At 47.5% G+C, this 12,849-nt stretch carries 15 protein-coding genes; all 15 read right to left on the bottom strand.

Features of this window, described 5'->3' with window-relative positions; all coding sequences use genetic code 11:
• Positions 1 to 147: 147 nt before the first annotated feature.
• The 15 genes from NSQ58_RS13095 to spoIIIAF all read right to left on the bottom strand — a co-directional run bounded on the left by NSQ58_RS13095 (position 148) and on the right by spoIIIAF (position 12,835).
• Positions 148 to 999, bottom strand: coding sequence for a TlyA family RNA methyltransferase (locus NSQ58_RS13095; RefSeq protein WP_023989243.1), 852 nt, complete (start codon positions 997 to 999; stop codon positions 148 to 150).
• A 76-nt stretch (positions 1,000 to 1,075) separates the two neighbouring features.
• Complete coding sequence (dxs, locus tag NSQ58_RS13090) at positions 1,076 to 2,974, bottom strand: 1-deoxy-D-xylulose-5-phosphate synthase (RefSeq protein WP_023989244.1); 1,899 nt, start codon at positions 2,972 to 2,974, stop codon at positions 1,076 to 1,078.
• A gap of 107 nt (positions 2,975 to 3,081) precedes the next feature.
• Positions 3,082 to 4,005 (bottom strand): polyprenyl synthetase family protein, encoded by a 924-nt coding sequence (locus NSQ58_RS13085; protein WP_068941553.1) that lies wholly within the window; start codon positions 4,003 to 4,005, stop codon positions 3,082 to 3,084.
• The gene (gene xseB, locus NSQ58_RS13080; protein ID WP_013310814.1) at positions 3,977 to 4,237 is read right to left on the bottom strand and encodes an exodeoxyribonuclease VII small subunit; all 261 of its coding nucleotides are present in this window, start codon (positions 4,235 to 4,237) and stop codon (positions 3,977 to 3,979) included. Before xseB ends, NSQ58_RS13085 begins: the two co-directional genes overlap by 29 nt.
• Positions 4,227 to 5,591, bottom strand: a complete 1,365-nt coding sequence (gene xseA, locus NSQ58_RS13075) for an exodeoxyribonuclease VII large subunit (protein WP_341057565.1) — start codon at positions 5,589 to 5,591, stop codon at positions 4,227 to 4,229. Before xseA ends, xseB begins: the two co-directional genes overlap by 11 nt.
• A 12-nt stretch (positions 5,592 to 5,603) precedes the next feature.
• Entirely contained in the window at positions 5,604 to 6,461 is an 858-nt protein-coding gene (folD, locus tag NSQ58_RS13070; RefSeq protein WP_071558532.1) for a bifunctional methylenetetrahydrofolate dehydrogenase/methenyltetrahydrofolate cyclohydrolase FolD, read from the bottom strand.
• Between the two features lie 37 nt (positions 6,462 to 6,498).
• Positions 6,499 to 6,948 (bottom strand): transcription antitermination factor NusB, encoded by a 450-nt coding sequence (nusB, locus tag NSQ58_RS13065; protein WP_013310817.1) that lies wholly within the window; start codon positions 6,946 to 6,948, stop codon positions 6,499 to 6,501.
• Between the two features lie 135 nt (positions 6,949 to 7,083).
• Positions 7,084 to 7,317, bottom strand: a complete 234-nt coding sequence (locus tag NSQ58_RS13060; protein ID WP_023989248.1) for a DUF2273 domain-containing protein — start codon at positions 7,315 to 7,317, stop codon at positions 7,084 to 7,086.
• A 15-nt stretch (positions 7,318 to 7,332) separates the two neighbouring features.
• The gene (gene amaP, locus NSQ58_RS13055) at positions 7,333 to 7,872 is read right to left on the bottom strand and encodes an alkaline shock response membrane anchor protein AmaP (RefSeq protein WP_013310819.1); all 540 of its coding nucleotides are present in this window, start codon (positions 7,870 to 7,872) and stop codon (positions 7,333 to 7,335) included.
• A 73-nt stretch (positions 7,873 to 7,945) separates the two neighbouring features.
• Entirely contained in the window at positions 7,946 to 8,359 is a 414-nt protein-coding gene (locus NSQ58_RS13050; protein ID WP_028540595.1) for an Asp23/Gls24 family envelope stress response protein, read from the bottom strand.
• Positions 8,360 to 8,484: 125 nt separating this feature from the next.
• Positions 8,485 to 9,828: an acetyl-CoA carboxylase biotin carboxylase subunit gene (gene accC, locus NSQ58_RS13045; protein ID WP_023989250.1), complete on the bottom strand. Its 1,344-nt coding sequence runs from the start codon at positions 9,826 to 9,828 to the stop codon at positions 8,485 to 8,487.
• Positions 9,829 to 9,889: 61 nt separating this feature from the next.
• Positions 9,890 to 10,381 (bottom strand): acetyl-CoA carboxylase biotin carboxyl carrier protein, encoded by a 492-nt coding sequence (gene accB / locus NSQ58_RS13040; RefSeq protein ID WP_023989251.1) that lies wholly within the window; start codon positions 10,379 to 10,381, stop codon positions 9,890 to 9,892.
• 138 nt (positions 10,382 to 10,519) lie between these two features.
• Positions 10,520 to 11,344 carry a SpoIIIAH-like family protein gene (locus NSQ58_RS13035; protein ID WP_023989252.1) on the bottom strand — a complete coding sequence of 275 codons (825 nt, stop codon included), beginning with the start codon at positions 11,342 to 11,344 and terminating at the stop codon, positions 10,520 to 10,522.
• A gap of 62 nt (positions 11,345 to 11,406) precedes the next feature.
• On the bottom strand, positions 11,407 to 12,048 hold the full coding sequence (gene spoIIIAG, locus NSQ58_RS13030; protein ID WP_023989253.1) for a stage III sporulation protein AG: 642 nt from the start codon (positions 12,046 to 12,048) through the stop codon (positions 11,407 to 11,409).
• A gap of 16 nt (positions 12,049 to 12,064) precedes the next feature.
• Positions 12,065 to 12,835: a stage III sporulation protein AF gene (spoIIIAF, locus tag NSQ58_RS13025; protein ID WP_023989254.1), complete on the bottom strand. Its 771-nt coding sequence runs from the start codon at positions 12,833 to 12,835 to the stop codon at positions 12,065 to 12,067.
• Positions 12,836 to 12,849 lie beyond the last annotated feature (14 nt).

Genomic DNA, 12,849 nt, shown 5'->3' with positions numbered 1-12,849 from the left:
CACCTCATGGACATATTCTAGGACAAGATGTAAAATTCCTTTTCCTTTGTACATCTCATTATAGGCGAACGTGAGTTCTATAATCAATCCCTCACACCAAAAAGAGGTTCCCTTAAGTTCACAGAACTCATGGAGAACCCCTGAATGTTACTTACGCGATGGACCATTATTAAAAGTCTGACCTGCTTCCTGAACGGTACGTTCAATTAGTGGTCTGAAATCCATCTTCTCCAGCTGCGATTCTGCAGCAGGAAGCCCATCCAAACGCCAATGCGCTAAAAATTCAATATTGCCTTCTCCACCTGTAATAGGCGAATAAGCCAAACCTTGCAGCGTAAGTCCAAGCTCATGCGCAAACATCAGAATGGTCTGCAACACTTCTTTATGCGTAGCAGGATCACGGACCACACCGGATTTTCCAACCTTTTCGCGTCCAGCTTCGAATTGCGGCTTGATTAGAGCTACAATATCAGCAGGTTGATGCAATAAGGCAAGCAACGGGGGCAAAATAATACGTAATGAAATAAACGAAACGTCAATACTTGCGAAATTCGGGACAGAACCATTCAAATCCGCAGGTGTCATATATCTGAAATTCGTTTTTTCCATTACGCATACTCGTTCATCATTACGAAGCGACCAATCCAGCTGATTATAACCCACATCAATGGCGTATACGTATTCCGCTCCATGCTGAAGTGCACAATCCGTAAAACCTCCAGTGGACGAACCAATATCCAGCATTGTCCTGCCCTTCATATCCAGCTCAAATTGACGAATGGCCTTCTCTAGCTTTAATCCTCCACGGCTTACATACGGATGCACCGAGCCCTTAACTTTAAGCTCGCTGGCGCGTGGTACCTTCATACCCGCTTTCTCTATCCGTTCGCTGTCCGCCAGCACTAGACCAGCCATAATCGCAGCTTTAGCTTTTTCACGGCTTTCAAAAAAGCCTTGTTCTACAAGTAATACATCAATGCGTTCCTTCGGAACAGACATGTTAATCTCCCTTTAGGCAGCCAGGCTGCTCTTGTCATACTTTTTATAAACGTCATGGTCTTCGCTTCAAGTTACCCTATACGGACTGTCCCATGCCATATGCTGGTTCAGCAGCCCATTTACGCAGCTTTAAGCATACATCTTCAATGGTAAGCCCTACTTCAGCACGCTGCTCTTTAATGGAGCCATGCTCCACGAACAGATCGGGAATCCCCATTAGGCGCACTTGCGCCTCTTGTATTTCGGCTTTGGCGTAAAATTCCAGTACAGCGCTACCCAAGCTTCCTGCTTCAGAAGCTTCTTCCAATACGATCAGCTTCGTATGCTGACGAGCCAGCTCACGCAACATATCCTCGTCCAAAGGCTTCAGGAAACGGGCATTCACTACGCCCACTTGCAACCCTTCACGTTTCATCGCCTCCGCAGCCTCTGTCGCCACCTGGAGCATCGGTCCTGATGCAATTACAGCAAAGCCCTCACCCTTACGCAGGAGCTCCCAACTGCCGATGGAAATAGCCTGTAATTCTTTATCCAACGGCACGCCAACCACATTAACACGCGGGTAACGATAAGCAATTGGACCGTCTTCATAATCGAGCGCTGTTTTCATCATATGGCGTAGCTCGTTCTCATCCTTTGGCATCATAAGCACAAGATTCGGGATATGACGTAAGAATGCCACATCAAACACGCCATGATGAGTTTCTCCGTCAGCCCCAACAAAACCTGCACGGTCAATCGCGAACATTACGTTCGCATTATGACGACAGATATCATGCACAATCTGGTCATAAGCACGCTGCATAAAAGTCGAATACACCGCAAACACCGGTTTCAGCCCTTCCATTGCCAACGCAGCACACATGGTAGCTGCATGCTGTTCAGCAATGCCGACGTCAATCATACGGCTAGGAAACTCTTTACTAAACGGTACCAGTCCTGATCCACCAGGCATAGCAGGCGTGACCGCAACGATGCGCTCATCCTGCTCAGCCAGCTCAATCAGCGTTCGGCCGAAAATTTCCGTATACATCGGATTACCTACAGCTTTGAGTACCTGACCCGATTCAATCTTGTAAGGGCTGATTCCGTGCCATTTGTGTGAATCTGCCTCTGCAGGTTTATAGCCCTTGCCCTTGGTGGTTACGACATGCACCAATACAGGGCCAGTGACATTATCAGCCTGCTGGAAGGTTTCGATTAGCTTCGGCAAATCATGCCCGTCCACTGGACCGAGATACGTAAGTCCCAGTTCCTCAAACAGTACACCAGGCACCATCATATATTTAAGACTGTCCTTGACACGGCCAGCCGATTTGGCAAGTTTACCGCCGATCGCGGGTATTTTTTTCAGCAAAACTTCCAGCTCATCTTTTGCTCGCAAATAATGACGGTCCGAGCGGATTTTACTCAAATAATTATGCATGGCCCCCACATTAGGTGCTATGGACATTTCGTTGTCATTCAGAATGACCATTAAATTTTTGCGCTCATGTCCGATATGATTCAACGCTTCGAAGGCCATCCCCCCAGTCAACGCGCCGTCTCCGATCATTGCAATGACTTTATTGTCCTCGCCCTTCAAATCTCGAGCCAAAGCCATTCCCATTGCGGCCGACAGAGAAGTGCTGCTATGACCGGCTTCCCAAACATCATGCTCACTCTCGCTTCTTTTTACAAAACCACAAAGTCCATCACGCTGACGAAGTGTATCAAAACGATCCATTCGCCCTGTCAATATTTTGTGTACGTAGGCTTGGTGCCCAACGTCATAAATCATCTTGTCCTTCGGACTGTTATAGCAATAATGCAGGGCGATCGTGAGCTCAACCACTCCCAGATTCGATGCCAGATGCCCCCCAGTCACGGACAGCTTCTCAATCAAAAAGCTCCTGATTTCCTCGGCCAGAGAAGCCAACTCCTCAACCGACAGTGATTTCAGATCGCCTGGTTGCTTTATGTGTGGAAGCAGCACGCATATCTCCCCGCTTTCCTTCAAGTTTGTGTGTAAAGTTAACAAGTATTATATCACACTTTTTGACTGTGCTTAAACGCAGACAAGTCAAAACAGCTCTAAGGCAACTAATGATCACGCTTCATCAGGTAATCGGCTATCTCCAGCAAACGAGAAGAATCGGGAATACCGCTCTCTGTTATCACTTTTTTAGCAGATGCGGTGAGTTTCTCCACCTGCTGCAAAGATGCGTCCATACCAATGAAATACGGATAGGTAACCTTCTCCTGTTCAACATCACTTTGCGTTTTCTTACCCATTTTGCTCTCATCGCCTATGAGGTCCAGTATATCGTCCTGTATCTGAAAAGCCAGCCCCAAGTCTCGTCCAAAACGGCGAAGCGCCTCTAATTGACTCTTGTCCGCCCCACCAATCCGTCCACCTGCCAAGAGCGAGAAAATAATCAAATCAGCAGTTTTATGAAGATGGATATATTCCAGTTCCTCGATCCCCGTCATTCCTTGCTCGCCTGACATATCGGCAACCTGTCCGCCTACCATGCCCCGCGCGCCACTCATTTCGGACAAATCCTCGACAATGGACAATAGCGCATCGGATGAAACACCGTGACGCCGTCCTGCTTGCACAATGCTGTAAAAGGCATGGGTCAACAAAGCATCACCCGCAAGGACAGCAACCGCCTCGCCGTATACCTTATGATTCGTCAGCTTACCTCGCCGATAATCATCATCATCCATGGCTGGCAAGTCGTCATGAATGAGGGAGTACGTATGTACCATTTCTACCGCACATGCCACTGGCAGCGCAGCTTCCCTACTTCCACCGAATGCTTCAGCAGCAGCGATCACAAGCAGAGGCCGCAGCCGTTTTCCGCCTGCGGTGAGTGAGTAATTCATGGATTCTCGAAGAACAGCGGGAATGTTCCAATCGACCGGGAACTGCTCGATCAGTGCGGATGAAACTACATCCGTCGTCCCGGTCAAATATTCCTTGAACGACGGTCTATTCAAGCCCTTCACCGCCGTTTTCATCCAATCCACCGCCAAAAGGCTTCTTGCGCAAATCTCCATCCTCTTCCACGATCATTTCAATTTTACGTTCAACCTGCTCCAGCTTCTGACTGCAAAGCTGAGACAGCTTCATCCCCCGCTGGAACAAATCAATGGCTTGCTCCAGAGGAACGTCTCCATGCTCCAGTTGTCCGACAATTTCTTCAAGAGCGGCCATAGCCGCTTCAAAATTCAATTCCGTTTCATTCGCCACCGTGCTTCGCGTCCTCCTTCATTCCCCATACTTGGCAGTCCAACTGCCCATCACTTACTTTAATCTTGATGGAATCTCCCGGCTGTACGTCTTTGAGCGACTTAATCAGCCGTTTCTCCTGCTCATCGTATACCAAGCTATAGCCTCGGGCCATGACTTTGAGTGGGCTCAGCGCATCCAGCTGACGAATTCCCGTGTGCAACTGCTGCCGTCCCGTTTTCGTAATAGCACGCATCGCAGACTCCAGCTGACGTTGCGCCATATCCGTCTGCTTGCGTGCCGAACGAATTTGTTCACGCGGATTAAACCGCTCTAGTACCTGACGCATACGTGCGTTCTTTTCTGCGTTCAAACGCGAACGGTTACCCGCTGCGCGAATCAGCCGCTGATGCAGCATGTCCATTCGCTCTGCATGCTGTAGCATATAACGGCGTGGGTGCAGCAGAACTGGCGAACGCTGAAGCCTCGCCAAGCGTTCACGGCTGGTTTCCAGCCGCTGCCGGAGGGCGTTGCGCAACCGTTGCTCACGTTGGAGCAGCTGATCCCGTAGCTCTGCCTGATTAGGCACAGCCAACTCGGCTGCTGCGGTTGGCGTTGCCGCACGCAAGTCAGCCACAAAATCGGCAATAGTAAAATCCGTTTCGTGTCCAACTGCCGAAATAACCGGAATGACCGATGCGTAAATGGCGCTCGCAACCGCTTCCTCATTAAAAGCCCACAGTTCTTCCAACGAGCCACCTCCCCGTCCGACGATCATCACCTGAACCTCTTGCATACGATTCATAGCTTCAATTGCCTTGATTATCGAGGGTGCGGCACCTTTTCCTTGTACGAGCACAGGATACAACACAATTCCAGCCTGCGGGTATCGCCGTTGAAGTGTCGTAATAATATCACGCACAGCCGCTCCGGTCGGTGACGTAATCACGCCAATGGTTGCCGGATGGGCAGGGAGATTACGCTTACGAGCAGTATCAAACAGTCCCTCTGCATCCAGCTTTTGCTTGAGCTGTTCGTAAGCCAGATAAAGGCTTCCTATGCCGTCAGGCTGCATTTGAGTTGCATAAAACTGATATTGTCCATCTCGTTCGTACACGGATACGTTTCCCCGGGCAATAACACGCGTACCTTCTTTCGGTACGAAAGGGAGCCGCTGATTATGGGTTGCAAACATAATCGAACGTATGCGACTCCCCTCATCCTTGAGCGTAAAGTACATGTGACCACTCGAATGATGCGTAAAATTAGAAATTTCCCCGCGTATCCATACATCAGACAGCACCTGATCCGATTCCAGTTTCATCCGGATATAACGATTCAGGTCCTTTATAGAGTAAATACGTTGTTCAGCCACAGGCAGCTGCCCTTATGCCAAACCGTGCGACCGCTTGGCCGCTACAAGCGTATTTTGCATCAGCATCGTAATTGTCATCGGGCCTACTCCGCCGGGAACAGGCGTAATCGGACCAGACACTTGCTTCACGCTCTCAAAATCAACGTCCCCCGCCAACTTTCCGTTCTCCAGACGGTTCATCCCCACATCTATCACTACCGCTCCGGGCTTCACGAACGAAGCATCAATAAAGTTGGCTTTGCCGATCGCAACGACTAAGATATCCGCTTGTCGACTTAGATCCGCGATATTCGCTGTACGGGAGTGGCACATCGTAACCGTAGCATTTTCACGCTGCAACAATAAAGACACTGGCTTGCCTACGATATTACTGCGACCAATAACTACCGCATGTTTACCAGCTATCTCCACTCCAGCACGCTTGATTAACTCAATGACTCCAGCAGGAGTACAAGGCAATAGACTATCGTCACCGATGACCAAATTTCCTACGTTCACCGGATGAAATCCATCCACATCCTTCTCCACTGCAATCGCGTCAATGACAGCTTTTTCATGAATATGCTTTGGCAACGGCAGTTGTACCAAAATTCCATGGATAGTACTTTGATGGTTCAGCTTGTCCACCAGTTCCAGCAATGCTTCCTGCGAAGTATCTGCTGTTAACCGGTGAACCTCTGAGTAATAGCCGAGATCATGGCATGCCTTTTCCTTGTTTTTAACATATACCTGCGAAGCGGGATCTTCGCCTACCAATACAACAGCCAGTCCCGGCTGAAACCGGTGCTCTTTCAGACGAATGACCTCTTGCTGAATGCTTGCGCGAATATCCTGAGAGATTTGTTTACCATCAATGATCGGTGCTGACATGTTTATCCACTCTCCAACCTGATTCAGTAGTCTCTACTTAAAAACGTGCTTTCAATTGCTCCAGTTCTTGAATCACTCGTCCCAGTACACCATTAACAAATTTACCGGATTCCTCGGTACCAAAGTGCTTCGACAATTCAATCGCTTCATTAACAGCTACCTTAGCTGGAACATCCTCACGGAAAATCATCTCATATGCCGCAAGTCTCAAAATTTGACGATCTACACGTGAAAGTCTGCTGATCTGCCAGCCTTTAAGATAATCCACCAACAGCCCATCAATGGCTTCCTTGTGCTCCCACGTACCCCGCACATGCTCCAAAACATACGCTCTTAAAACTGCCGCGTTTTTAACGACAACTTCCGCTTCGTTTTCCTCAGCGGCTTCCTGAAGCAACATGTCCACGGCTGCTGCCGCATCCACTTCATTCATTTCCATATGGTACATACTCTGTACCGCTAATTCCCTCGCCAGACGTCTTTTCATGCCCTGCCTCCTACGCTTGCCTATATCTATTTTTCATTCTAACCAATTTCCACAAAAAAACCTGTGAACGCATCCTCCAAAACGTTGGGCGCAAAGAAGCTACAGCTCTATTTTGGAGAACACGTATCACAGGGTTCATTTAAAAGGACGCCAACGCTGCGACAACCAATCGCCCCATTCCTTCCAAGGGAGGAATGAACCAAGCGCTGAATCGCTACGTCTTCCTAGCGTATATCCGATGAACACCATCAATGCAAAGAACAACATATTCCAAAAGCCTGCCCACAAATAAATAAAACCGAAAAAAATACCAGCCGTGATCCCCATGATCCGGCCCTTGTAACTTCCCCATATTTCTTTCCAGGGCATCAGGGAAAATCACCTCTATTCCACACGACTCTTAAAGCTGGGTGACTGAGAAACATTAGCGATGTACACCGACACATTGGACACAGGAATTCCTGTAATTTCTTCCACATGATCGTGTACCCCCTTTTGTACCTCGGAGGTTAACACCGGAATGGAGCTTTCCCCGTCTACAACCGCCCGAATCGTAATATCAAGTCCCGATTCCAACACGCGAACGCGTGCTTTCAAATCCTGCATCCCGCGAAATCGGGAAGCTGCTTTGAGGCACAAATTTTCAATGGTGTCCACTGAAATCTGAATGTCACCATATTCCGTTCGTTGATCAATAGAATGCTGTACGGTTTGGTTCCGTCGAATAGAGATATAAAAAAAACGAAGACTCAATAACAACAGAACCCCTGCAATAATCAGGCTGGTAAACCACACCACTCGCTCATCCTCAATACTTAAAACATACGGAATGGCCCCGCTCAGGAGGAGGATGGCGAGAATGGAAATAATTCCGATACTTAAGCTGTACAAGAACAGCAGAAGTCTGTCCATAACTTTAGCCACGAAACGCACAGCCTCCTTAAATTAGAGTAAACCCTCGACCCATAAGGGTCGGGGGTTTGTACAAAGTATCGCTCTATTTAACCCGTCCGGCGCCCAGCACTTCCGGCTCTTCTACTTTTTCGGCACTTTTGAATTGAACATCATGAATTTGCACGTTCACTTCAACAACATTAAGACCTGTCATGTTCTCAATCGAACGCTTAACATTATGCTGAATAGCAGCAGCCACCTCAGGCAGACGGTTACCGTACTCAATAATGACGGAGACGTCTACAGCAGCTTCACGCTGTCCGACTTCCACTTTTACACCTTTAGATAAATTTTTGCGGCCTAGCAATTCGGCAAACCCACCAGCAAATCCGCCACTCATTCCCGCAACGCCCGGTACCTCAACGGTAGCCAGTCCGGCAATGACTTCAATAACTTCTGGGGCAATTTGAATCTCCCCAATTTCTGTACGTTCGAATTCGGTTGGCACTGTGCTCATACCTTCAACACCTTTCGGTCAAAATAAGTTTCATTCCAGCTTTGGATTTCAAAGCAGACATGCTCACTTATTATCCATACTATATCATTTGGCGTTCATTATGACAAACTGAGGAAATATACCGATTAAACTTCGTTTTCCTCCAAAAATTTAATATCAAAATCGCCTTTAATAAAGGTAGGATGCTCTAGCAAGCGCTGATGAAAAGAAATCGTTGTGGGTATGCCCTCAATAGCAAACTCAGACAAAGCCCGCTTCATTTTGGCAATTGCATCTTGCCGTGTAGGTGCCCACACAATCAGCTTGGCGATCATAGAGTCATAATAAGGAGGAATGCTATAACCTGGATATGCTGCGCTGTCTACCCGTACTCCAGGACCGCCTGGAGGCAGATAAAATCCGATTTTACCCGGTGCAGGCATAAAATTACGATCCGGATCCTCAGCATTAATACGACACTCTATCGCCCAGCCATTGATGGTGACTTCTTCCTGCGTAAAGGAAAGCGGATGTCCTTCAGCGACAGAAATCATTTCCTTAATCAGGTCTACACCAGTAATCATTTCTGTTACTGGATGTTCTACCTGAATACGTGTATTCATTTCCATGAAATAGAAATTATTGTCCGGGCCAAGCAAAAATTCGAGAGTACCTGCACCAGAGTATTGAACGGCCAAAGCTGCACGAACAGCTGCCTGACCCATTTCTTCACGAACATCCTGCGATAGTACAGGACATGGTGCTTCCTCCAATAACTTCTGACGACGACGCTGCACAGAGCAGTCCCGTTCGCCCAAATGGGCAACATTACCATGCTTGTCCGCTATGATCTGTATTTCCACGTGTTTCATACCGGTCAAGTATTTTTCCAGGTAGACACCCGCATTGCCAAATGCTTTTTGCGCCTCCTGCTGAGCGGTAGTGATTTGCTGAATGAGGTTATCCTCATCTTCGGCGATACGAATACCTTTACCTCCGCCACCTGCTGTGGCCTTGATAATTACCGGATATCCGATATCACGTGCGATGCTGATCGCATCCTGCAAATCCTCAACCAGCCCGTCTGAACCCGGAATAACCGGAACTCCGGCATCCTTCATGGTCTGTTTGGCTACGGCCTTATCTCCCATTTTGTTAATGGCTTCAGGAGAAGGACCAATAAACGTAATATTACACGATTCGCAAATTTCAGCGAAGTCTGCGTTTTCCGCCAAAAATCCGTAACCTGGATGAATGGCATCACATTCAGTCAATGTAGCAACGCTCATCAGATTCGTAAAATTAAGGTAGCTGTCCTTAGATAGCGTCGGTCCGATACAGTAAGCCTCATCTGCGAGACGCACATGTAACGAATCCTTGTCAGCTTCCGAATATACGGCAACTGTCGAAATATTCATTTCGCGGCAAGCGCGAATGATACGAACCGCAATTTCTCCACGATTCGCAATCAATACTTTTTGAAATGTCATGACTTTATCCTCCCTGGGAGTAGTCTTGCCGAACCCTCAAAAGAGGGTTCAAACAAGCTTTTTACTCCGGTTTCACAAGGAACAATGGCTGGCCATACTCGACCAACTGTCCGTTTTCGGCCAAAATTTCCACAATTTCGCCCTTCACTTCAGCTTCCAGCTCGTTCATCAGCTTCATCGCTTCAATGATACATACCGTTGTTTTTTCGCCCACTTTGCTGCCGATACTCACATACGGAGCCGTATCCGGAGATGAAGAACTATAGAAAGTGCCTACCATCGGAGATACGATTTTATGTAGATTGCTTGCATATTCCCTCGATTCCCCAGCAGTTGCAAGTCCAACATCGGACTGTACTTGTGGATTTGGAATAACAGCTTGTGGTGCGACTGCATAAGCAGGTGTTGCCACAGGAGCCTGTACCGTAACGATCTCGCTTTTGCCCGGTTTCCGGATCAACAGGCGAGTTCCTTCATTTTCAATTTCAAGCTCATGCACAGACGTTTCATCCACCAGCTTGATCAATTCCTTAATCTCGCTTAATTTAAACATCTCTATTAATCACTCCTTCAGCATTTTGCCGGTTGCTGATAACATTGTTGAAACAGCTTTATGTATTATATCACAATCATTAAAAATAGAAAGAGCCCGGAATAATGCAGAAATCCGGGCTTTTTCGCGTTTTTTGTCTTATTGTGTAACATACTGGACACTGATCTTATCCTGCGTTACATTCAGTTCCTTCATGACTTTATCGACAATTGTTACCGCTTGCTTAGCATCCAATTTTTCACTCAGAACCACTACTTTGTATTTATCAGCATCTTCCTCACGGACGACCGCATTGGCGAACTGCTGCTGAAGCTCTTCTTCAATTCCAGTAATTTTAGCCTGTTTATCTTCAAGTACATGTAATTCCTTTTGAGCCTCCGCAGCTTTCTTTGGTGTGCTGTCGTTCATTGCGGTAGTCAGTTCATCATTTTTCTTCTGATTTTCCACATCCCGTTCCAGCAAATAGTTGTCAATCACTGCTGCTGCTGTAGGTTGGGCAGCTTGATCGGTTGCCACTTGATCCAGTACCTGCTGGTCGGTTTTGGCTGTAGAGGTTGCTTTGTCGTCACTTTGTGCTGTCGCGTCCGTTTTAGTCGCAGTTGTGTTTTGATCGGATGTCGCCGGTTCAGTAGTAGGGGCAGCTGCCGTATCTTTATCGCCTTTTGAGTTTTCCGTTGTTGGATCAGTTGTGGAAGCCGTATCCGACTTTGTAGAAGTTGCCGATGCTCCATCAGTTACTTCTCCATTCGTCACTACTTCATTTACCTTCAGTTCGTTCAATTGTTCCTCTGCCTTCGTCGTTGCTTCCTGTGCGGCATCCTGCTTAACCTTGCTCACTTGCTCACTATCGGCTACTGGTGGATTTGCAGGGCTCGAGTCCTCCGTAAACAAATAATACGCAGACAGCACGACCATTAAACTCAGCATGGACACCAGCCAAACGGTTTGTCTTTTATTATTCATGTTCCGTCCTCCATATTCATTAATGGTTTAAAATATAAACTTCTTTGTTCCTCAATTCCATATTATCCCTGCTTGCGCGGTACGACTGAAATTTTGTAGGAAGGTACATTTAGTCCCTTCTGTACAGCATCGACAATTAGCTGCTTCACTGTAGGGTTTTCTGCCCCCATAGCCACAACAAGCACTCCCCTCACCTGCGGTTTTACTTTTTTTGTCACAATCGGGGTGTGCTGACCACCTGATGACTCATAGGTGACAATCTCGCCATCACGTGTATATTGAGTAGTGTGCCGTTGTCCACCATTGGCGTCCGTCTCGTTGTTCTCTTCCTGCATATCTTTTACATTGCGTTGAACGATAACTTCTTCGGTGGAATCTACCGTAACCATGACATCGACGGTTCCTACGCCAACAATCTGCTCCAGCATCTGTTTCATATTGTCCTCAAAAACCTTCTCGATCCCGGCAAAGGAACTTTCTTCACCTGTTGTTGTCTCTAATGTAGGCTCATTTTTCATCACGCCAGGCGGCTCACGCCCTACGTTTTCTGGATCGACCTTTTTCACATTAACGAATGAATTAAAAAGCATGATCGCTACACCGATAAGGCCAAGTATAAGCAGCCAACGAAATGAGTTGAATCTTTTCGCCCCATCCGCCCCTCCACCCAGCCATCGCTCGAGCTTTTTCAGCCATTTGCTCATTTCTGCTCACCTCCTGTTACCATTCATGTGTTCCATCCTGCGAAGAAACCACCTGAACATTTTTGCTGTCTATCCCCCATTTTTCACGTAGAAGTCCTGTAATTAAGTCAAAAGCTTTCGTATCCGTTGGCTTTCCGTCCTCAGCAGTTTTATCAGGATTACGATCATCTTCTCGCGTTCCTTCATTAAAATCTGAAGTTTTTGTATGTGTCGGCTCCACACGAATATTCACTGTCTTTTCGGCCACAGGCTCCACCATAATCGGCTTAGCATCTGCACCAGGCGAGACGTCTGTGTTTTTCTTTTCTTTTTCTGGCTGCTGCTCCGCCAATTTGACCACTACCGACTGGACACCCGTTCCTGCCTCCAGCCCCGATTCCTTCTGTTGAATCTTTGCAAGGGTAACCTGGACCGACTGAATTGCTAACCCAGTATACTGTTCCAATTGTCCTTTCATTTCCTTAGCTACCTCTTTGCCAGCCCATTGCATGGAGCTTTGTTCTTGCTGTTGCTTTAACTGGCTGCCTTTTGCCAAAATCTCCTCCAATGTCGGTTCCCTCTTGCCTGTCTCAGCCTGACGTTGAAGATCCAATGCTCGCCCTAAAACCTCGGAGGGGCTGCTGCTCAGTAAGCGCACGACCGGAGACAGCAACGTCAGCAGAATAAGCAGGCTGAGAACGAGTTTGACATACCTTTCCATAGATCGGCTCGGTAAGATCATATCGACAAAAGAAGCCAGCAACACGATTAGCACCAGTTCCTTAAGCCAACCTCCCAGCCAGGTCACGTCACTCCCCTCCC

Source organism: Paenibacillus sp. FSL M7-0134 (assembly GCF_038007865.1).
GTDB classification, from domain to species: domain Bacteria; phylum Bacillota; class Bacilli; order Paenibacillales; family Paenibacillaceae; genus Paenibacillus; species Paenibacillus polymyxa_B.
The sequence above is the reverse complement of the archived record's forward strand: the minus strand, read 5'-3'. Positions and strand labels throughout refer to the sequence as shown.

Excerpts from the sequence above, each read along its gene's own strand:
- accC (WP_023989250.1), bottom strand. The coding sequence starts at position 9,828 with ATGACATTTCAAAAAGTATTGATTGCGAATCGTGGAGAAATTGCGGTT.
- NSQ58_RS13050 (WP_028540595.1), bottom strand. The coding sequence starts at position 8,359 with ATGAGCACAGTGCCAACCGAATTCGAACGTACAGAAATTGGGGAGATT.
- spoIIIAG (WP_023989253.1), bottom strand. The coding sequence starts at position 12,048 with ATGAGCAAATGGCTGAAAAAGCTCGAGCGATGGCTGGGTGGAGGGGCG.
- NSQ58_RS13095 (WP_023989243.1), bottom strand. The coding sequence starts at position 999 with ATGTCTGTTCCGAAGGAACGCATTGATGTATTACTTGTAGAACAAGGC.
- accB (WP_023989251.1), bottom strand. The coding sequence starts at position 10,381 with ATGTTTAAATTAAGCGAGATTAAGGAATTGATCAAGCTGGTGGATGAA.
- NSQ58_RS13085 (WP_068941553.1), bottom strand. The coding sequence starts at position 4,005 with ATGAAAACGGCGGTGAAGGGCTTGAATAGACCGTCGTTCAAGGAATAT.
- NSQ58_RS13060 (WP_023989248.1), bottom strand. The coding sequence starts at position 7,317 with ATGCCCTGGAAAGAAATATGGGGAAGTTACAAGGGCCGGATCATGGGG.
- NSQ58_RS13035 (WP_023989252.1), bottom strand. The coding sequence starts at position 11,344 with ATGAATAATAAAAGACAAACCGTTTGGCTGGTGTCCATGCTGAGTTTA.
- folD (WP_071558532.1), bottom strand. The coding sequence starts at position 6,461 with ATGTCAGCACCGATCATTGATGGTAAACAAATCTCTCAGGATATTCGC.
- nusB (WP_013310817.1), bottom strand. The coding sequence starts at position 6,948 with ATGAAAAGACGTCTGGCGAGGGAATTAGCGGTACAGAGTATGTACCAT.